Origin of the sequence: Euzebyella marina (assembly GCF_014855515.1) — a bacterium.
Lineage (GTDB): Bacteria > Bacteroidota > Bacteroidia > Flavobacteriales > Flavobacteriaceae > Euzebyella > Euzebyella marina.
Genome location: NZ_JACYFK010000001.1, coordinates 941,142 through 961,618 on the forward strand (window position 1 = coordinate 941,142; position 20,477 = coordinate 961,618).

13 protein-coding genes are annotated in these 20,477 nt (G+C 42.2%); 6 read left to right on the forward strand and 7 right to left on the reverse strand.

The features are described from left to right. Positions 1-77: 77 nt before the first annotated feature. Positions 78-287 (reverse strand): hypothetical protein, encoded by a 210-nt coding sequence (locus IL356_RS20240; protein WP_240467925.1) that lies wholly within the window; start codon positions 285-287, stop codon positions 78-80. On the opposite strand from IL356_RS20240, the gene IL356_RS03795 reads away from it, so the two are divergent. The 4 genes from IL356_RS03795 to IL356_RS20285 all read left to right on the forward strand — a co-directional run bounded on the left by IL356_RS03795 (position 277) and on the right by IL356_RS20285 (position 12,356). Beyond that, entirely contained in the window at positions 277-8,502 is an 8,226-nt protein-coding gene (locus IL356_RS03795) for an Ig-like domain-containing protein (protein ID WP_240467924.1), read from the forward strand. The genes IL356_RS20240 and IL356_RS03795 overlap by 11 nt on opposite strands. Positions 8,503-8,511: 9 nt before the next feature. Further along, positions 8,512-9,438 (forward strand): PorP/SprF family type IX secretion system membrane protein, encoded by a 927-nt coding sequence (locus IL356_RS03800; RefSeq protein WP_225621378.1) that lies wholly within the window; start codon positions 8,512-8,514, stop codon positions 9,436-9,438. An 11-nt stretch (positions 9,439-9,449) separates the two neighbouring features. After that, on the forward strand, positions 9,450-11,936 hold the full coding sequence (locus tag IL356_RS03805; RefSeq protein WP_225621379.1) for an OmpA family protein: 2,487 nt from the start codon (positions 9,450-9,452) through the stop codon (positions 11,934-11,936). A 258-nt stretch (positions 11,937-12,194) separates the two neighbouring features. Next, positions 12,195-12,356 (forward strand): DUF6747 family protein, encoded by a 162-nt coding sequence (locus IL356_RS20285; protein ID WP_317173275.1) that lies wholly within the window; start codon positions 12,195-12,197, stop codon positions 12,354-12,356. Positions 12,357-12,428: 72 nt separating this feature from the next. Here the strand turns inward: IL356_RS20285 and IL356_RS03810 are convergent, their stop codons facing one another. The 3 genes from IL356_RS03810 to IL356_RS03820 form a co-directional block, all read right to left on the reverse strand. Next, positions 12,429-13,424 (reverse strand): DUF4837 family protein, encoded by a 996-nt coding sequence (locus IL356_RS03810; protein WP_121847128.1) that lies wholly within the window; start codon positions 13,422-13,424, stop codon positions 12,429-12,431. Between the two features lie 12 nt (positions 13,425-13,436). Beyond that, complete coding sequence (locus tag IL356_RS03815; RefSeq protein ID WP_225621380.1) at positions 13,437-15,092, reverse strand: lytic transglycosylase domain-containing protein; 1,656 nt, start codon at positions 15,090-15,092, stop codon at positions 13,437-13,439. A gap of 161 nt (positions 15,093-15,253) precedes the next feature. After that, the gene (locus IL356_RS03820; RefSeq protein WP_121847127.1) at positions 15,254-16,444 is read right to left on the reverse strand and encodes a phosphoglycerate kinase; all 1,191 of its coding nucleotides are present in this window, start codon (positions 16,442-16,444) and stop codon (positions 15,254-15,256) included. A 189-nt stretch (positions 16,445-16,633) separates the two neighbouring features. Here IL356_RS03820 and IL356_RS03825 point away from each other — a divergent pair, with 189 nt between their 5' ends. Together IL356_RS03825 and IL356_RS03830 are read left to right on the forward strand one after the other, a co-directional pair. Further along, the gene (locus IL356_RS03825; RefSeq protein WP_121847126.1) at positions 16,634-17,785 is read left to right on the forward strand and encodes a DNA polymerase III subunit; all 1,152 of its coding nucleotides are present in this window, start codon (positions 16,634-16,636) and stop codon (positions 17,783-17,785) included. A gap of 52 nt (positions 17,786-17,837) precedes the next feature. Beyond that, entirely contained in the window at positions 17,838-18,236 is a 399-nt protein-coding gene (locus tag IL356_RS03830; protein WP_121847125.1) for a DoxX family membrane protein, read from the forward strand. A 59-nt stretch (positions 18,237-18,295) separates the two neighbouring features. Here IL356_RS03830 and IL356_RS03835 read toward each other — a convergent pair whose 3' ends face one another. From IL356_RS03835 to IL356_RS03845, 3 genes are all read right to left on the reverse strand, one after another. Then, positions 18,296-18,802, reverse strand: a complete 507-nt coding sequence (locus IL356_RS03835) for an OmpH family outer membrane protein (protein ID WP_121847124.1) — start codon at positions 18,800-18,802, stop codon at positions 18,296-18,298. Between the two features lie 310 nt (positions 18,803-19,112). Further along, positions 19,113-19,940 (reverse strand): class I SAM-dependent methyltransferase, encoded by an 828-nt coding sequence (locus tag IL356_RS03840; RefSeq protein WP_121847123.1) that lies wholly within the window; start codon positions 19,938-19,940, stop codon positions 19,113-19,115. Continuing rightward, the gene (locus IL356_RS03845; RefSeq protein WP_121847122.1) at positions 19,918-20,472 is read right to left on the reverse strand and encodes a hypothetical protein; all 555 of its coding nucleotides are present in this window, start codon (positions 20,470-20,472) and stop codon (positions 19,918-19,920) included. Before IL356_RS03845 ends, IL356_RS03840 begins: the two co-directional genes overlap by 23 nt. Positions 20,473-20,477: the final 5 nt, after the last annotated feature.

A 20,477-nucleotide genomic window follows, 5' to 3' on the forward strand; every position in this document is an offset into this window, starting at 1 on the left:
TTTTGGTCACCTTTGCGTTGTATAGTAAATAATAATATGGTGTGCCCGACCGGCATTTTTTGCGATGCCAGAGCCCATCAACCAAGTTCTATATCACTTATGCAAAGCTTACTAAGATTGTTCATTGCTTTCTCAATAATGGCAAGCTTTACAAGTTTCTCCCCCGAAGAGAATCCTAAAGTTTCACCCCCATCTGCTAAAGTTGATCGGGCATCGAATTCATATAACACAACCCTACCACCTACCTTTACCAACTGTCCGCCAAACGATGTCTCTATGTCATACACTCCCGGAGTTTGTGGGGCAATGGTAACTTGGACACCCCCTACGGCCTCTGCCGACGCGGTTAGTGTGACCAGCAATTATAGCCCGGGCGATTGGTTTTTACCCGGTACGACAGCTGTCATCTATAGGGCTGAAGATGCCTCAGGAAATGTTTCTGTCTGTACTTTTAATGTAACGGTAGAAGATGAAGAAGACCCGGTATTCGACACATTTCCAAGTGACGTAACGTTAAATGCCGACCCAAACACTTGTACCGTACCACATACATGGGCATACCCAACCGCGTCTGACAACTGTCCTGCGGGAGAGGGCGAAGCTCCAGTACTCCAAGATTTCGAATCGGCCATCAACCAATGTTACACCTTTACACGAAGTAACATCAGTAACAATGGGGAGGTTAACGGCACAAGAAATTTTACAACGAATAACCTATCTAGTCGATTTAACTTTACCGGTTTTATGACGACCCCCGTATTTTATTTTAATGGATATGGGGAAATTACATTCTCACATTTTGTTTCTACAATAAACAACGATCCCGTTATTCATCTAGATATTTTGGATGAAAACGGAAATGAGATTATTTCCGATTATTATACAGAAAGCTATTCTGACACTAACTTACAGCAGGAAATTATACCCTTCAACCTAACGGGAAACTATCAGCTTAGAATCAGGTACTCTTCTGATAGACCTGTGGGCGCTGGTATTGACGCCTATCTTGATGACCTTTTAATTCCCGGTACAATCGTAACCAACATCAACAATACTGATTGTGAGCTGGCTGACTATATCATTTTTAGAAGTGATGGAACAGGTCTAAATAGTGGCGACCAATTTGATGTCGGTACCACTACCATAGAATATACGGTACGTGATGCTGCCGGTAATTTCTCAGAAAGATCTTTCAACATCACAGTAGTCAACGATGTTGACCCCCCCTCAGGCACAGATGAGTATATATATTGTGAAGGTGAAGAGGTTCCGACCATGACCGTAACAGTAGATACGGCTGCTGGTGAAACCGCCAATTGGTATGATGACTCTGGAAATTTGGTGGCTTCGAACACCACAACATATACGCCTCCTGCAAGTGCCGATTTTTTTAGAAATTTCTTGGTTTACTCACAGAACTCTAACGGTTGTTCTAGTGAAGACTTTTTATCAATTAACCTTTATCAAATTCCAAGGCCATCTGCACCGGTCGCCGATTCGCCAGTAGAATACTGTGTCGGTGATACGGCGAGCCCTTTAACGGCAACAGCTTTATCTGATCACACATTACAATGGTACACTGTGGCAACCGGAGGAACGCCCAGCAGTACAGCGCCGACACCAAGCACGGCAACTGCAGGAACCACTTCATACTATGTGAGCCAAGTAGATGATGACACCTTTTGTGAGAGTGAAAGAACTCAGATTGATGTCGTGGTTTACAGCATACCTGTTGCTCCTACTTTAACACAAAACAATGTTGACTACTGTATCGGTGATACTGCTCAACAACTGGATAGCTATATTCAATCAGGCAGCAATCCTACTTGGTACGATGCTCCTACCGGAGGTAACGTGATACCAGGCACAACAGTGCCAAGTACAGCAAGTGCTGGAACGACCTCCTATTGGGTATCACAGACCGTTTCATCGGCGAATTGTGAAGGTCCAAGGGCACAGCTGAACATTATCGTGCATAACCCCCCTTCTATAACTTCTCAGCCATCTGACCAAACTGCCTGCGAGGGCGACACCGCAACTTTTACTGCTACTGCGACAGATGCTTCCAGTTATCAATGGCAGTCATTCGACGGTAGCACGTGGAATGATTTGACAGAGGCAGTTCCCTATAGCAATACAACAACAAACACTTTGACCGTTTCAAGTGTTTCGAATACTTTGAACGGATCACAATACAGATTGGTAGCTTCAAGTATATCGGCCACTTGCGGAGATGCAACCTCAAATGCGGTTACCCTTACAGTGAATCCAGCTCCGGTTGCACCTACGAGCGGTGGAGATCAAGTACAATGCGAGCAAAATCCCATTCAAACATTAACAGCTACGGCTACCGCACCTGCGGGATCAAGTATTGTTTGGTATGATGCCGACTCTGGCGGAAATATGGTTGCCAGCCCAACCTTAAGCTCTGTTGGAACCATTACCTATTATGCCGAAAGTGTTGATAGCGGTACCGGCTGTACCAGTCTTACCAGAACTGCGGTCAGCCTTACCATTGAAGCTATTCCTGCCGCTCCAACAAGTGGTGGCGACCAAACACAATGTGAACAAAATCCGATTCAGACATTAACAGCTTCCGCTACCGCACCTGCCGGGTCGAGTATTGTTTGGTACGATGCCGCCTCTGGCGGAAATACGGTAGCAAGCCCAACATTAAGTTCCGTTGGAACAGTAACCTATTATGCCGAAAGTTCAAATATCAGTTCTGGATGTACCAGCGATTCGAGAACCGCAGTTACCTTAACTATTGAGCCTGCTCCCTCAGCTCCAACAAGTGGGGGCGACCAAACCCAATGTGAACAAAATCCGATTCAAACATTAACAGCCACAGCTACCGCCCCTGCGGGTTCAAGCATTGTTTGGTACGATGCAGCTTCCGGCGGAAATACGGTGGCAAGCCCAACATTAAGTTCCGTTGGAACAGTAACCTACTATGCAGAAAGTCAAGACAATTCTACAAGTTGTGCGAGTTTTACGAGAACTCCGGTAACTTTGACTATTGAGGCAATACCAGCAGCACCCACAAGTGGGGGTGACCAAACAGAATGCGAGGATAGTCCGACTCAAACAATGACCGCTTCCGCTACAGCGCCTGCCGGAGCAACAGTTATTTGGTACGACGCTGCTAACGGCGGAAATACAGTGGCCAGCCCCATTCTGAATTCTGTAGGCACTGTGACCTACTACGCTGAAAGTAGAACATCTTCTAGCGGATGTGTAAGTGAAACTCGAACACCAGTAACACTTACCATGTATTCTAGGCCTACTATTGCCGTAACTCCGAGCTCTCAAACTTGTTCGGCAGACCTAACAACTTATGCTGTTTCAGTCGATGTTGATAGGGGTACAGTAACCTCATCGGCAGGAACAGTAACCGACAACGGAGGAAATAACTGGACTATTTCGTCAATACCATCCGGTACCGATATTACTGTTACAGTAACAGATTCGAACTCTTGTTTCGAAACTCTGGCCATAAACGCACCCAACTGTGCCTGTCCGACGGTCGATGCCCCTACAAGTGGAGGAGATCAAATACAATGTGAGCAGAGCCCAGTACAGACTTTGACCGCTACCGCAACACCCCCTGCAGGATCAAGTATTGTATGGTACGATGCTGCAACCAACGGAAATACGGTGGCCAATCCTGAACTAAATTCAGTGGGAACCATTACTTATTATGCTGAAAGTGTAGATAACGTGAATGGTTGTACCAGTTCTACAAGAACACCAGTTACTTTAACCATTGAGGCCGCTCCAGTCGCCCCAACAAGTGGAGGAGACCAAACTCAATGCGAACAAAACCCGATTCAGACTCTAACGGCCACGGCTACTGCCCCTGCAGGTTCTAGCATTGTATGGTATGATGCTGCTACCGGAGGCAATGCCGTCGGAAGCCCCACCTTAAGTTCAATAGGAACGATTACTTATTATGCAGAAAGCAGGGACAATACGACTTCGTGCGTCAGCCTTTCTCGTGCCGCGGTTACACTGACGATTGAGCCAAATCCTGCCGCACCTGCAAGTGGGGGAGACCAGACACAATGTGAGCAAAATCCGATTCAAACATTGACCGCCACGGCAACAGCCCCTGCAGGTTCAAATGTTATATGGTACGATGCCTCAACTGGTGGAAATACTGTTGCAAGCCCAACATTAAGCTCCGTTGGAACTATTACCTATTATGCCGAAAGTGAAAACGCCACTACGGGTTGTGTTAGCGAAAACCGTACTCCTGTAACCTTGACAATACAAGACACACCAGATATTTCGATTGCATCAGGACCTTCTTGCTCGGCCGATCTTTTGACTTATGATGTTAGTGTAAACGTCAGTGAGGGTACCGTAACCTCAACGGAAGGAACAGTAACGGATAATGGAGGCAATAACTGGACAATCTCCGGTATCACTGCCGGTAATGATATAACATTGACCGTTACCGCACCGAACACATGTACTCAGACTTTAAATGTAACAGCTCCCGATTGTAGCTGTCCAGTAGTTAATGCTCCTACAAGTGGGGGAGACCAAACACAATGTGAGCAAAATCCGGTTCAAACACTCACCGCTACCGCTACTCCTCCTGCAAATTCTACCGTAATATGGTATGATGCTGCATCTGGTGGAAATGTAGTATCAAGCCCAACGTTAAATGCAGTTGGAACCGTTACTTACTATGCCGAGAGCAGAGAAAATGTGACTAATTGTGTAAGCAGCACCAGAACGCCTGTAACCTTGACCATTGAGGCTGCGCCGAACGCCCCTATCAGCGGTGGCGATCAAATTCAATGTGAACAGAGCCCGATACAGACTTTGACGGCTACGGCAACAGCGCCCGCTGGATCAAGTGTGGTTTGGTACGATGCTGCCACCGGTGGAAATATTGTCGGAACCCCGACACTAAGCTCAGTGGGAACCATTACCTACTATGCTGAAAGCAGTGACAATACGACCTCGTGCACTAGTCTATCAAGAACTGCCGTTTCACTTACAATTAATCCGGCTCCCGCGGCTCCAATCAGCAGTGGCGACCAAACACAATGTGAACAAAACCCTATTCAAACCTTAACGGCGGCCGCAACGGCTCCAGCTAATTCAAGTGTGGTTTGGTATGATGCCGCATCCGGCGGAAATATAGTTGCTAGCCCAACATTAAACTCTGTTGGCTCCATTACCTATTATGCCGAAAGTAATGATAACACCACGGGTTGTACAAGTCTTAATAGAACTCCGGTTTCACTAACCATAGAGGATACACCTGATATTTCAATTGCTTCAGCAGCTACCTGTGCTCCTGACCTTCTAACTTATGAAGTTTCTGTAAGCGTTAGCGAGGGTACCGTAACCTCAACGGAAGGAACAGTAACGGATAATGGAGGCAATAATTGGACAATCTCCGGTATTACTGCCGGTAATGATATAACATTGACCGTTACCGCACCTAATACATGTACTCAAACTTTGAATGTGGCGGCTCCCGACTGTAGCTGTCCGATTGTAGACGCTCCAATTAGTGGAGGGGATATTACGGAATGTGAGCAAAACCCTATTCAAACTATAACAGCTACCGCTACACCTCCAGCAAATGCCGTTGTCATATGGTATGATGCCGCAACTGGCGGAAATGTGGTCGCCGATCCATCTTTAAGTACAGTAGGAACCGTTACTTACTTTGCCGAGAGCAGGGAAAATGTAACTAATTGTGTGAGTAGCACAAGGACACCTGTTGTTCTTACCATTGAGGCAACTCCCGCCGATCCAGTAAGTGGAGGAGACCAAACACAGTGTGATGCAAACCCAACCCAAACACTTACCGCAACCGCAACTGCCCCAGCTGGTTCAAGTATTGTATGGTATGATGCCGCCTCCGCAGGAAATGTAGTTGCCGACCCAAGTTTAAATACGGTAGGCAGTATTACTTATTATGCCGAAAGTAGGGATAACACAACATCTTGTACCAGTTTTAATAGAACTGCAGTTACCCTAACTATTCAGCCGCTACCCAATGTAGTTGCCAATGCCACTACCACCACAATAAATGCAGGCGAGCCAGTTACGCTAACTGGGTCTGGCGCAACTAGCTATACTTGGGATAACGGCGTAACCGATGGCGATACCGTATACCCTTTAACCACTACCACCTATACTGTGGTAGGTACCGATGGAAATTCTTGTCAAAATTCCGATAGCGTAACCATTATTGTTCAGGCTACTTCTGATATTAGACTTGAGAAAACTGTAGATAATTCTACCCCAAATGTTGGCGATACGGTTACGTTTACCTTGACCGCTTATAACGATGGGCCAAGTGATGACATGGGCGGTACGATAGTGAATGATTTGTTACCAGTAGGTTTTACTTGTGTAGCTGATTCTGGAAGTGCAACCAACGGAACTTATGATATACCTACCGGTAATTGGACGTTACCTGCCTTAAGCAACGGAAGTTCAGTGTCCATTGACATTACCGCCACGGTCAATGCCCCAACGGGCGCGGCCAACGAATATATAAATGTTGCCCAAGTATCGAGCGCGGCCAATTACGATAGCGATTCTACGCCCAATAACGATGATGGTGATCAAAGTGAAGATGATGAGGCTTCTGCTTCTATAACTCCCCAAGTGGCCGACTTAGAGATAAGCATCAATCTTTCTCAGCCAAGCGGAAACCCTGGTGATACTGTCACCTTGACTATTGATCTAACAAACAATGGCCCAGATGAAGCTACCAATGTTTCCTTGCAAAATTTGGTTCCTGTCGGTTTCACTATTTTGAATGCTAATGACAGCGGAGTTATCAGCGGCAATACCATTGATTGGTCAGGTTTCACTATACCATCCGGTACTACATCTTCCGTTTCGTTTGAAGTCACGGTTAACAATCCGACCAATGTGGCCAATGAATATATGAACATTGTTCAAGTAACGAATGTGGATCAGTATGACCCTGATTCTGAGCCAAACAATGATGATGGCGATCAAAGTGAAGATGATGAGGATACTATTGAATTCATATTACAATCTGCAGATTTAGAAGTTATTAATACGGTAACTCCCGAAGAAGGTAACCCTGGCGACACCTTGACCTTTAACATCGAGGTTCTAAACACTGGGGTTGATGCCGCAACTGGTGTTTCCATAGAAAATTTGGTTCCTGACGGCTTTACGATTACCGCAGTGAACAACGGAGGCACACAAAGCGGGCAAACCATTGTATGGAATGGTATTACCGTGCCTAACGGAAGCTCTATAACCTTAAGTTTTGAGGTAACCATTAATGTGCCGACGAATGTATCTGGTGAATATTTTAATACGGTACAGGTAATTGCCGTTGACCAACTAGACCCTGATTCGGCACCAAATAATGATGATGGTGACCAGAGCGAAGACGATGAAGACAATGCTGAAATTGTTTTGATTCCAGCTGATTTAAGTCTTGAAAAAAGACTAAGTGCCACTTCTTTACAAACACCTAACACTGGTGATACAGTCACTTTTGAATTGGAAATTGTGAATGTGGGACCAGGGTTGGCCACCAATGTGACCATAGAAGATAGTCTTCCTGTAGGCTTTACGCTTCAATCGGTGAATGACGGCGGAGTTGCCAATGGCAATATAATAACTTGGAATTTACCATCCTTACCGGTCGGTTCACAAGTAGTATCATATGAGGTAGTGCTAAACGCGCCAACCAATACTCTTGATGAATATACCAACATTGCACAGGTCACAGGTTCTGACCAATTTGACCCAGACTCTACCCCTAATAATGATGATGGCGATCAAAGTGAAGACGATGAGGCCAGCTATACCATAGATGCCCCAACAGTAGATTTAGAAGTAACCAAAGCTGTAGATAAAGCGCAGACCTTTTATGGCGATACGGTCACCTTTACAGTAACCGTAACCAACAATAGCACTTATGACGCCACCAATGTGGGTATTGAAGATATTCTGCCCGGTGGTTATACTATGGTGTCTCACAACGCAGACTTGGGTGCTTATGACGAGGGTATTTCTGTTTGGGAAATTCCTTCTATCACCGTTGGGGAAACAGCTACTCTTCAAATGACAGTTACCGTTAACGAAGATGGGCAATATACCAATATTGCAGAGCTCATTTATGTTGACCAAATAGACCCAAACACCGATAATGACAGGACCGAAGCCACCCCAGAAATCACACAATCGGAATGCCTAACGGTCTATAACGAAATTTCACCGAATGGAGATGGTGCCAATGATATATTCTACATAGAATGTATCGAGCAATATCCGAATAATAGCCTAACCGTTTTCAATAGATGGGGAGCCACTGTTTTCAGTGCCCAGAATTATAATAACACGTGGAACGGTAAGACTATAAATAATGCAACTATTGGATCGGACGATAATCTTCCGGTTGGCACCTATTATTACACTTTGGAATTGGGAGACGGAAGTACACCCCCTAAATCAGGTTGGTTGTACATCAGCAGATAAGAATTGTATATGACAAAAGTTAAAGGAAAATATAAAATATTAGCGTTTGCGATGCTGGCATCAGCTGCCTTTTACGGGCAACAAGATCCTCAATATACGCAATACCAATATAACCCACTGACCGTTAATGCAGGTTATGCGGGATCTCGGGGCCATTTGACCATGCTTTCGCTCTATCGAAGCCAATGGCAGGGTATTGAGGGCTCTCCTCAAACTATAACGTTCGGTATAGATACTCCGGTTGGTAAGTTTGATGGACTGGGCCTTTCAGTAATTCAAGATGAACTTGGTCCATCGACCGAAACTTATATCGATGGCAACTACGCTCATCAACTGGTTATCAACCGAAAAGGCCATCGACTAGGGCTAGGCCTAAAAGCAGGTATACGATTGTTCAGCCTTGATTTTTCAAAAGGTATTCGAAGGGACCAAGATGATAACGTATTTAATGAAAATGTGAACGGAAAGGTTTTACCATCTATTGGAGCTGGGGCCTTCTATTATTCCGATAAGGCTTATTTCGGTCTAAGTGTTCCGAATTTATTTCCATCCGAACATTATGATAGAGAGATTGAGCGAAAATCGGATGAAGAAATGCATATTAACCTGATTGCGGGTTACGTTTTCGATGTGAACGAATCTCTCAAGTTCAAACCATCCATTTTTGCCAAACAAGTTATCGGAGCCCCTGTATCTATTGATGTTTCCGGTAATTTCCTGATATACGAAAAATTGAACCTTGGCGTTAACTATAGGTGGGACGATTCAGTGGCCGGTATTTTCGGACTACAGATTTCGCCCCAATTGAACTTTGGCTACGCCTATGATTATTCTATTAGTGATTTAAACAACTATAACTCAGGAACCCACGAAATTTTTCTTCGATATCAATGGATATCGAGAATCAACAGATTGAAATCCCCTAGATTTTTCTAATATCCCAAATCATGAAAAAGCTTATTACCTCATTTATTTTGTTATGTAGCTTAAGTCTTGTTGCGCAAGACATACAAGACCTGAGCTTTGAAAGCCGGCCATTGGCAGATACGAGTTCGTCAATGTTCACTTCTTACGATACGCCTATTTCTATCGATGAGACCTTCGAAGAAGCTGCCGAAAAAAATAATATCGCCTATAGAAGTTTTAGCAATTTGAACGGTGTTGAAAACGGATATTATATCATATCGGGTGTCTTCAGCAACTCAAAAAACCTGGCCAAGGCGGTTAAAAAACTTAAGAAAAAAGGTTTTGAGAATGCCGGTTCTATAAGTAATGAGGCCAACGGACTTAACTATATCTATTTAGAATATTTTCCATACGGTCTCGAGGCCGTAGATGCCTGCGTATCTAAAATGGAAGGTAAATATGATAAGGATATGTGGATATTAGAGGTTGAGAACAGTGTTGCTATAGGAGAAGGTAATAGTAATACTTCTCTTGAAAAATCAGCCACTACGAATATTGATGAATTTGAAGATTCTGAGGTTCTTTCAGGCGAGAAAAGAACCATTCATGAAAATGTAAATAAAACCAAGCTCATTCAAAGGGCCGACCACTACTTCGATAAAATGTGGTATGCCGAAGCTGCCGAACTATACGAACAAGCGCTTTCAAAAGGTGATAAGTATTATTCAAAAGAAATCATTCAAAAAGCTGCCGACGCCTATTATTTCAATACAAATATGGAAAAGGCTTATGAGTGGTACAATGTACTTTACGAAAACTATGGTAAAGAAATGTCTACCGACAATATCTTTAAATATTCGCACTCATTAAAAGGCACCGGAAAGTATGCACGCTCAAAAAGGCTAATGCGTCTGTACAATCGCAAGATAAAAGAGGGTGACGAAAATACCGCTTCTAGAGATTTACTTGCCAATGGAAATGAGGTTGTTCTTGACAATATTTTAGGATCAGGCGCCGATTATGAAATCAAGAATTTGGCAATTAACACCAAATACTCAGATTTCTCGCCGATGTTTATGGATTCTACACAAGTAGTGTATGCCTCGGCGAAAGATTCTTCCATCTTTAGCAACAGGCGTTATAAATGGAACGATCAGCCCTACCTTGATCTATATGTTGCCAAAATGAATGCCGAATCGGAAGATCTTCGCGACGCGGTAAAGTTCTCGAAGAAAATCAACACTAAATATCATGAGGCTGCCGTAACGTTTAGCCCTGATAACAAAACAATGTACTTTACCCGTAATAATTACGGTAAAAAACTTAAGCGTGATAAAAAAGGAGTTAGCCATTTGAAGATTTATCGCTCCACTAAAGTTGGTGAAGAATGGTCGGTAGCCGAAGAGGTTCCTTTTAACAGCGATAATTACTCTACTGGGCACCCTGCCCTTAGCCCAGACGGAAAACAACTTTACTTTGTTTCCGACATGCCGGGCAGTCTTGGTAAAACAGATTTGTTCGTAGTAGATGTTTTAGAGGATGGAAGTTTCTCAGAACCTAGAAATCTAGGTAAAGAAATCAATACCGAACACCGAGAAATGTTCCCCTACTTTAACGGAGATAAACTGTTCTTCTCGTCTGACGGTCACACAGGCCTAGGCGGTCTTGATGTGTACGAATCAGTTTATGACGAAGAGTTAGGCTTTCAAGAGGTTAAAAATTTGGGTAAACCTATCAATAGCAACAAAGACGACTTTTCATATATCGTGAACGATGAAAATCAACAGGGGTATTTCGCCTCGAACAGAGAAGGTGGTAAAGGTGACGATGACATCTATTCTTTCAAAAGACTTACACTTGAAGAAATTCCTGCCAATGAAAATGCGATTGCAGGTGTGGTTACCGAACTTAGTTCTGGCGACTTAATGCCACAGGCACTAGTTCAGCTATTGGACGAAAACGGAATCAAGCTTAAAGAGATGATTACCGAGGATGACGGTAGTTTCGTATTCGAAGATCTTGACGGATCAACGAAATACACCCTAAAAACGGTTAAAGACCAGTATGTAGATAACGAATTGGAAATTGCGACTTTAGATAATGAAAAAGTAGAAGTGGATGTCGCGTTGAAACGACTTGAAGAGATGATTGCATTGGAAGATGGAATCAAGAAAATCAAAACAGAGATGATTTACTTTGATTTCGACAAATCATACATTCGACCAGATGCGGCCAAAGAGCTTAACAAGCTGGTAAGCGTAATGAAAGAATACCCAGGTATGGTCATTAAGATCGAATCGCATACCGATTCAAGAGGTAGTCGGGCCTATAATGAGTACCTGTCGGATAACAGAGCTAAATCGACCCGTGATTATATCATATCGCAAGGTATAGATCCTGAACGTATTGAAAGCGCCACAGGTTACGGTGAAAGTAGACTTATCAATCAATGTGACGGTACCGTAAGATGTACCGAAGAAGAGCACTTACTGAACAGAAGATCTGAATTCATTATTGTCAAAATGTAAAGCTAACCCAACAACTAAGAACCGCTGCCCTAAAAGCAGCGGTTTTTTTATGCCTTCAACGCAAGTATGAGGGTCTTTCGACAAAACAGGTGAAAAACTTAGGTAACCAAACGTCTAGTAATTTACACACATAATCGATCTAAAATACTATTGACATACAGGCATCTAAATGATTGACCGTTCATCCAGTTTATCAGGTTCAAGCTGATTTTGTTCTCAACTTTGTACTAGAACTTAAATTTTGAAGGTATGAGGAAAATGTTACTTGTTAAGGAAATCTACTTAGAAGCTTTCAGAGATTGGACCTACAGATTGCTAAAGAAGTATTTTAAAGCGTATACATGGTTTTGTTTCGCTTTATTACTGGTTGTTATTTATGCATTTGTTTATAGGCTTTCTACTGGATTCGCATTCGTATAAAGTAGACTTTCAATAATTAAAAACGCCCATCTCGATGAGATGGGCGTTTCCTTTTTACAATACATTTTATCATTAGTTCATTACTTCGCCCAATCGCAACGTTTTTAAAATGGCCTCGAGTTCGAACATGTCATTTCTCTTTTCGGTAGCTGGGGCGAAAACGAATCCTTCCAAGACAAGTTTTCTATCATTTTCTTTATCATTCAAGATATAGGTCAAAAACGGGCCTGCCATTGGGTAATTTTTAATATCCCAAAGGCCGCGAACCTCAACTCCTTTGAGCCCTGCTATCTCTACAGGATAAATAAATGGTGCATAGGCCGGTTCTGTGCGCATATAGGTGACTTTTCCGGGCACATCGGTTCCGGGTATATACTTTTCCCCAATTGAGTCACGCATGGCCACTATATCCTTTATAAGCGTTTCTTGGTCATTAAAGCTGTCTGAAGGCATGGTATAAGCAATAATGTTTGCTGTGCCCTTATGAATTTCTCGGTCGATCCAAACAAAATTATCTTCGTGCTTACCTGTTTTGTAGATAGAGGGTATTTTAAGGCTGATGCCAAATTCATCTTGCAAAACACTTGACTTATTCAATGAACGCTCAAACCGTTGTTGCGCTGCGGAAATTTCCGAAGCTCTAAAAGAGTCTATGATATCATCGGCCTTTTCTCCTAGATTCTCTAGAATCTCAGAGTCGGTGGTTCCCTTAATTACCCCGACGCGCTGAGGTGTAGCATACATATCTTTTTTTATGTGTGCTAAATTCAGTGAATCTTTGGTTACGTAAAGAATCGAACGTGTGTTGCGAATCGATCCCGTAAAAAATTTAGGGTCGATTTGATCAATGCTGAAAAGCGGTTCATCCATGGGCATACCCACAATAGGTGCTGCAAAATGTTTGCGAATACTATCGCCCACATGCCCTCGCCACAATTGATTATCAACTACCGCAACCATCGAATTGATGGCTCCTGTTGAAGTAGGTAGGTAATTGGTGTTTTTAGAATCTTTACAGCATAAAAAAATAAATGCGGTTAGTAGAAGTAGTGTTCCGGTTTTTTTCATTTTGTGTTTGATTTACGATGGGCAAGCACATAATTTGAGCTTGGTGCCTGGTTTTAGGTTTTTACCACTAATACCGTTCCATTTTCGTAAATTTTCAACAGTAATTCCAGGATATTTTTTTGAGATGGTCCAAAGTGAGTCTCCACTTTGTACCGTATGGGTCTTCGCTCCTGGGGGAAATGATTGCGAAGAGGCCTTTGAAGTACTGCTCGAAGCGGCCGCAGCACCGGGCATTCTTCTAGGGAAAATAGTCAACCGCTGACCTACCCTTAAGCTGTTGCTGTTAAGTCCGTTCCACCGTTTTATCTGGCTAACGCCTACCCCATACATTTCGGCAATCTTACCAAGATAATCGCCACTTCGCACCTTGTATCGAACCCTATTCTCTTCAGCTTGCTTGACCAATTGAGGCAGCGGACTTTCTTTACTCTCCAGCTCTTGCTTCACATGATTGTAAATGGCTACTTCATTTGCAACAAACTTTCCTATTGCATCTTTAGGCAAACGAAGGGCGTATTTTTTGTTATCTGCAAAAGGCACCACGTTTAGTTTATAGGATGGGTTCAACAAGCGCAACTCTTCTTTACTTACACCGACTAACTCGGAAATCTGTTCGAACGTAATCAAGCTCTTTACATGAATTGTATCGGTTTCGAAATAAGGCCTTTCTACTTTTTGACCTTTAAGGCCATGTTCTTCGGCATATTCGAATAGATACATGGTCGCCAAGAAAGCAGGAACATACCCTGCCGTCTCACGAGGCAAAAAACTACGAATATTCCAATAGTTTTTCATCCCTCCTGAGCGGCGAATAGCTTTGTTAACATTACCGGGGCCGGAGTTATAAGCAGCCAAGGCCAAATCCCAATCACCATAAATCTCATAAAGCTTTGAAAGAAACTGACAAGCGGCTTGTGTAGATTTAATGGGGTCGCTACGTTCATCTACATAACTGGTAACGTTAAGTTTGTACTGCCTTCCCGTACCGTACATGAATTGCCAAAGACCTGTTGCCCCCACACGCGAACGCGCCCTTGGGTTCAAAGCCGATTCGACAATAGAGAGGTATTTCATCTCTAAGGGAATATCGTGATTGTCAAGTTCTTGTTCAAAAAGAGGAAAATAAAACTGACTGGCAGTAAGCATACGTTCCATCAAGTCTCGCTTTCTAAAAAGAAACGATCTTATCACATTTTCTAAAGAAGGATTATACTCAACATTGAACGGTGTTTTTTGGTTGAGTTTCGCCAAGCGGGCCTTTAAGGTATCGGTATGTAGAGAAGTAGGATAGGCCTTTTCATAATCAAGTTCGGCCACTTCTCTATACATCTCATCTGATAAGGAAGCATTTTCATAAAGCTCCTTCATCCAAAGACTATCATAGCGGGCAGCATCACTTTGATCCTGTAGGTCATACTTTTTCATGACCTCATCTATGATAAGAGACAGGCTTTTATCTTTCAAACTATTGGAGTCAACAGCCATCTGTTCCATCTGTTCTACCCCGTTCATATCCATCGCCAATGTATCACTACCCACTTCTTGGGCCATTGACAATACCGAATCTTTCTCTGTGACTAATAGAGAATCTTTTTGCTGCGCCGTCAACGGTAAGTAGAACAGCGAACCGGCCAAAAATGCCAGCATACTTTTTCTTGATCCTATCATATTTCAAAAACGCTCTTAAATAAAAGGTGCGCTCATACGCAAGGCCATTTCACCTAGACTTGGTAGCCTCTTTAAAATTGCATTTTTTTTCGGATAAATAAAATTTACCCGTACAAATATCAAAGAATTACGGTCGCCTCCACTTACCGATAACGCACTTATTACTCGATTATTGCAGCGATACCAGGTAGGGTTTTGCCTTCTAAACTTTCTAGCATAGCACCGCCTCCAGTAGAAACATAACTTACCTTGTTCTCAAAGCCAAATTGCTTGACCGCGGCAACTGAATCTCCACCACCAACAAGAGAAAATGCACCATTTTTTGTGGCTTCATCAATAAAGTTTCCAACAGCGATGGTACCCTTTGAAAAGTTCTCCATTTCAAAAACACCAACGGGTCCGTTCCAAAGTATGGTCTTTGCCTGCAAAATAACTTCCTTGAAATTCTCCAAAGTCTTAGGGCCGGCATCCAGGCCTTGCCATCCGTCAGGAATTTCATTTACCGGTGATATTTGAGTGTCTGCATCATTGGCAAAATCATTGGCAGCAATTACATCAACCGGAATATGTACTTTCACACCTTTTTCTTCGGCTTGTTTTAAAATATCAAGGGCAAGTTCCATTTTGTCATCTTCACAAATAGAATCACCCACCTTGCCACCTTGCGCCTTTATAAAAGTGTAGGTCATACCTCCACCAACAATCAGGTGGTCGACCTTATCCAAGATGTTTTCGATAATGGTGATCTTTGATGAAACCTTAGCCCCGCCCAAAATAGCCAAAACTGGTTTTTCGCCGGTTTGCATTACTTTTTCAATGGCGTCAATTTCTTTGGCCAATAGGTAACCGAAACATTTGTTCTCAGTAAAAAACTGCGCAACTATGGTTGTTGAGGCATGAGCCCTGTGAGCTGTACCAAATGCGTCGTTAACAAAGATATCGCCCAATGCACTCAATTGCTTGGCAAAAGACTCATCGCCTTTTTCTTCTTCGGCATAGAACCTTAAATTCTCCAGCAACAAAACCTCACCTGGTTTTAAAGCTGCTACCGCATCTTCAGCAGTTTTTCCAACACAATCGAGAACGAATTTTACTGAAACACCTATGATCTCAGAAACCTTACTAACGATATGCTTTAATGAAAGATCCGGGTTGTTTTGCCCTTTGGGCCTACCCAAGTGACTCATTAAAACAGCGCTTCCGCCATCTTCCAGAACTTTGATTATAGTGGGTTTAGCGGCTTCGATTCTGTTGGTATCGGTTACCTCGAATTTTTCGTTCAAGGGAACATTGAAGTCTACGCGTATGAGGGCTTTTTTATCTTTAAAATTAAAATCGTCTATCGTTTTCATGAATAAGGTTTTTTGAGAATCGCAAATGTAAATAAAAAGACGTAAGAACGGTAGCCCATAAACACAAGAGTTTCAATCGCGGCCGATGATTGCCTTCAATGAAAATGGCCTCATGAACCAAAGTGGTTTTTCCGGTCTTGAAAAATGTAGGTTCGCCTTTACTTACCTCAAATACGCTATATTTGAACCATGCTGTTCAAAGACATATTAGGCCTCTCTCATATCAAGAGCCATTTAGCGACCAGTTCAGATGCCGGGCGAATACCCCATGCACAACTTTTTGTGGGCCCTGAAGGTTCGGGCACCTTGACAATGGCCATTGCCTATGCGCAATATGTCATTTGTGGCAATTGCAATGGTGAAAATGCCGAGGGCAATCAGGCCTGTAACCTAAAATTTAAATCGGTTTCACACCCTGATATGCATTTTGCATTTCCCGTCTCGAACTCAGACAAGGTAAAGACACATGCCGTCAGCGACCACTACATGGCAGAGTGGCGCCAATTTGTTTTGGAACAGCCCTATGGAAATCTCTTCGATTGGTACCGGCTCATAGGCATTGAAAAAAAACAAGGGCAGATTGGTGTCGATGAAGCCCAAGACGTAGTTCGCAAATTAAGCCTTAAATCTTACGAAGGCGGGTATAAGGTGATGTTGATTTGGATGGCGGAAAAAATGAATACGGCAGCCGCCAACAAACTCTTAAAATTAATAGAAGAGCCGCCCAATAAAACGGTTTTTATTCTCATTGCGGAGGACGAAGAGCAGATCATTCAGACCATACGTTCGCGTTGCCAAATTCTACATTTCCCCAGATTGGCTGAAGATGCCATTGCGGATGCCCTAATCGAAAAAGGACTGAACCGCGAAGAGGCTCTGCGCATAGCCCATGAATCCGACGGCAATTTTAATAAGGCCCTCGACCTCATGAACAATGATTCAGAAGATTTGGTTTTTGAAAAATGGTTTGTGCAATGGGTGAGAAGTGCCTTTAAGGCAAAAGGCAACAAGACAGCGATTCATGAGTTGATTTTATGGAGCGATGAGGTATCTAAAACGGGCCGAGAAACCCAAAAGAAATTTTTACAATATTGCCTGGCGGTTATGAGGCAGGCCCTGCTCATCAATTTCAATACCGCGGATCTTGCTTTTATGAAAATTCATGTAGATGGCTTTCATTTAGAAAAGTTTGCCCCCTTCGTTCACGAGAACAATATACTGTTCATTGTTCAAGAATTGGAAGATGCCATCTATCACATCGAGCGCAATGGAAACTCTAAAATTGTTTTGACCGACCTTTCAATCAAATTGACCCGCCTTTTGCACAAAAAGGCCGCTTAAGCCTTCGGTAAGGTTTTAGTGCTATTTTTGATATAAACTTAAATTCCCGACCATGGAAGAAATCCAACAATATTCCGCTCAGATCCTCTTATTGCTATTTTTGATCATCGTTTTTTTACAGAGTGGTATAGATAAGATTTTCGATTGGAAGGGAAACGTTAGTTGGCTGAAAGAACACTTTGCACAAACTCCATTACACAACTTAGTTCCATTTTTGCTTTTTACCTTATTGGTAATTGAAACGATTGCCGGAATACTTTGCGCTGTTGGGCTTTTAGAAATTGTGGTTTACCAAAAAACTACAATTGCTTTCTACGGTAGTCTTCTTTCTTGCATTAGTCTTTTGATGTTGCTTTTTGGGCAGCGAATGGCCAAAGATTATGAAGGGGCCAAAAACATAGCCGTATACTTCATACCGGCCATCTTTCTGCTGTATCTGTTACAAGCATAAAAAAACTCCTCAAACAATTTTAAATCGCTTGAGGAGCTCCGTTCGAATAACGATATCTGTTACTTCTTGTAATTATCGTTTAAGATCTTTACGATTTCATCGGTTAGATCGTTTGCTTCTGTGCCATACAGAACGCTTCCGCCATCGCCCCCACCTAAAATGTAGGTGTAACCATTGGCTTTGCCGTACGCTTTTATTTCTTTCTTAACCTTGTTCACGACACTATCCATTTGCGTTTGGCCTTCTGCCTGTAGCTTTTGATCTTCCATTTGAAGTTGCTGACCGATCTGTTGCCCTTTTTGTTGCATTAAGCCGTATTCTTCTTGAGCCTTCTGTTGAGAAAGTTTTTGGGCCTTTTGTTGAAAAGCCTGGGCCTCCATCTGAAAAGCTTGCGAAATACTATCTCTCTTTTTTCCCAGTGCCTCTACTTTGGTATTGAAAGACGCTTCGATATCGATTTTCTCTTGATATTCTTCCATCAACTTGACGTTATCAACGTAACCGATTTTTTGTTCTTTACAGGCCACCGCTCCTAATACCAATATTCCTAAAAATAATTTTTTCATGCTACTAGTGATTCTATTTAAATAGTTTATTAGTTGTTTCATAAGATGCGCAAAAATAGAAAAGCTTTTTTAATCAAAGACTAAAGCATTTAAATGATACAGGTTGATTTGACTATTTAAAATCAGGAAATTACTTTGAATAGAAAATGATTATTGAACAACAATTTTAAAATCGACAAAAACTATTAGAATTAAAGCGTTTTAAACCCTTCTAAGAAAGCCTAATTTAAAAATAAGACCGTAAGTCAGTTGCGCCAAAAGGAAGCGCTCTTGGTCCTAATAATGAATTTTGGCCTGCTCTTAGGTTGTTCTATGATTTTTGAAGAATATATATCATAGAAGAGAATTCTCCGGTTCGAATTCCCTGCCAATTTGATTTTAGACCTTGAAAGAATGCCTTCACCAAATTTTGCTTGCCCGATTGATATTTTTCAGAGAGTAGGGAAACATAAAAGGCGTCGAACCACATAGGTCGCTTTTTGATCAATTGCATTTCATGTTTCTGAAAAAGTCTTTCAATGGCAGTAGCGGAAAAATGCCATAAGTGTCTTGGCACATCATATGCTGCCCAATGCTCTTGGTAATGCTCTGCATCTCTAGATTTGAAATTAGGAACTGCTATGACTAAAGTTCCATCATCCTCCAACAAGTTTTTAATCCGGGCAATATCAGATTCGAGATTCGGTAAATGTTCAAGTACATGCCAAAGAGTAATTACCTGATATCTTCTTTTGGGCAGTTCACTTATATCAGATACGAGTTCCATTCTTTTTTCGCGCGATCGTAATCTGGCATCGACATTAGGCTCTACACCAAAAGCCGACCATCCGCTTCTTTTAGCCGTAAGTGCAAAATCACCCGTACCAGCTCCAATATCTAAAAGTGATTTATTGTTGTTGGCGTATTTTGAGACTAAGCTTAGTTTTGAACGAAGACTGAATTTCTTAACGAGCTGATAAACTTGATCAACAAAACTTTCGTTTGAATCTGTGTGCGAGATATATTCTTTACTGGCATAATACACATCTAAATTCTTGGGCTTCGGATGCGTCACCAACATATCCAGTTCAGAATCGTGAAGTAATTCAAAGCTTTCTCCGGTAACGGAAAAATCCTTAGTTTTTAAATAAGGTTTCATTATAGTTGTGAGTGGTCAGGTATTCTTTTTTGAGGTATCGAAGATAGGTCAAAACATATTCCTTTGAAAGCGAATTCGGATTTAGACAGTCCTTCTCTAAATCACTATAAACCTCTAAAGCTACATACCAATTCTCATTACGGGTAACATGGTTCCCAGAAATAAATTCATGCTCGTCATCATAATTCAAAGCACTACTGACCACAGAATTGAAAATTGCCGGCCCAAAATTCAATGTTTTATTAGGAATGTTTACTTCATAAAACGCAAAAAAGAATTGTTCACCATCCACCTTGAAGGGAATATCATCGTAAACATTTTGATGTTGCAGTTCAAATTTTGTGTTGACATAATTGTAGAATTGATTGGCTTCTTTAGGGTCTTCAAAAATGAAAAAATAACGCTTAGACAGCCCCTTTTTAAATCGCCTTCCTTTCATCACTTTATAATCTTGAATACTGGGTGCAATACGAACTGGCACACAAGAACTAAATAGAAAAAAGGCGGTAATTGCAATTATAGTTCGGGTCATATGTT

Coding starts and splice junctions, on each gene's coding strand:
- IL356_RS03795 (WP_240467924.1), top strand. CDS start 277: ATGTCATACACTCCCGGAGTTTGTGGGGCAATGGTAACTTGGACACCC.
- IL356_RS03800 (WP_225621378.1), top strand. CDS start 8,512: ATGACAAAAGTTAAAGGAAAATATAAAATATTAGCGTTTGCGATGCTG.
- IL356_RS03805 (WP_225621379.1), top strand. CDS start 9,450: ATGAAAAAGCTTATTACCTCATTTATTTTGTTATGTAGCTTAAGTCTT.
- IL356_RS20285 (WP_317173275.1), top strand. CDS start 12,195: ATGTTACTTGTTAAGGAAATCTACTTAGAAGCTTTCAGAGATTGGACC.
- IL356_RS03810 (WP_121847128.1), bottom strand. CDS start 13,424: ATGAAAAAAACCGGAACACTACTTCTACTAACCGCATTTATTTTTTTA.
- IL356_RS03815 (WP_225621380.1), bottom strand. CDS start 15,092: ATGATAGGATCAAGAAAAAGTATGCTGGCATTTTTGGCCGGTTCGCTG.
- IL356_RS03820 (WP_121847127.1), bottom strand. CDS start 16,444: ATGAAAACGATAGACGATTTTAATTTTAAAGATAAAAAAGCCCTCATA.
- IL356_RS03825 (WP_121847126.1), top strand. CDS start 16,634: ATGCTGTTCAAAGACATATTAGGCCTCTCTCATATCAAGAGCCATTTA.
- IL356_RS03830 (WP_121847125.1), top strand. CDS start 17,838: ATGGAAGAAATCCAACAATATTCCGCTCAGATCCTCTTATTGCTATTT.
- IL356_RS03835 (WP_121847124.1), bottom strand. CDS start 18,802: ATGAAAAAATTATTTTTAGGAATATTGGTATTAGGAGCGGTGGCCTGT.
- IL356_RS03840 (WP_121847123.1), bottom strand. CDS start 19,940: ATGAAACCTTATTTAAAAACTAAGGATTTTTCCGTTACCGGAGAAAGC.
- IL356_RS03845 (WP_121847122.1), bottom strand. CDS start 20,472: ATGACCCGAACTATAATTGCAATTACCGCCTTTTTTCTATTTAGTTCT.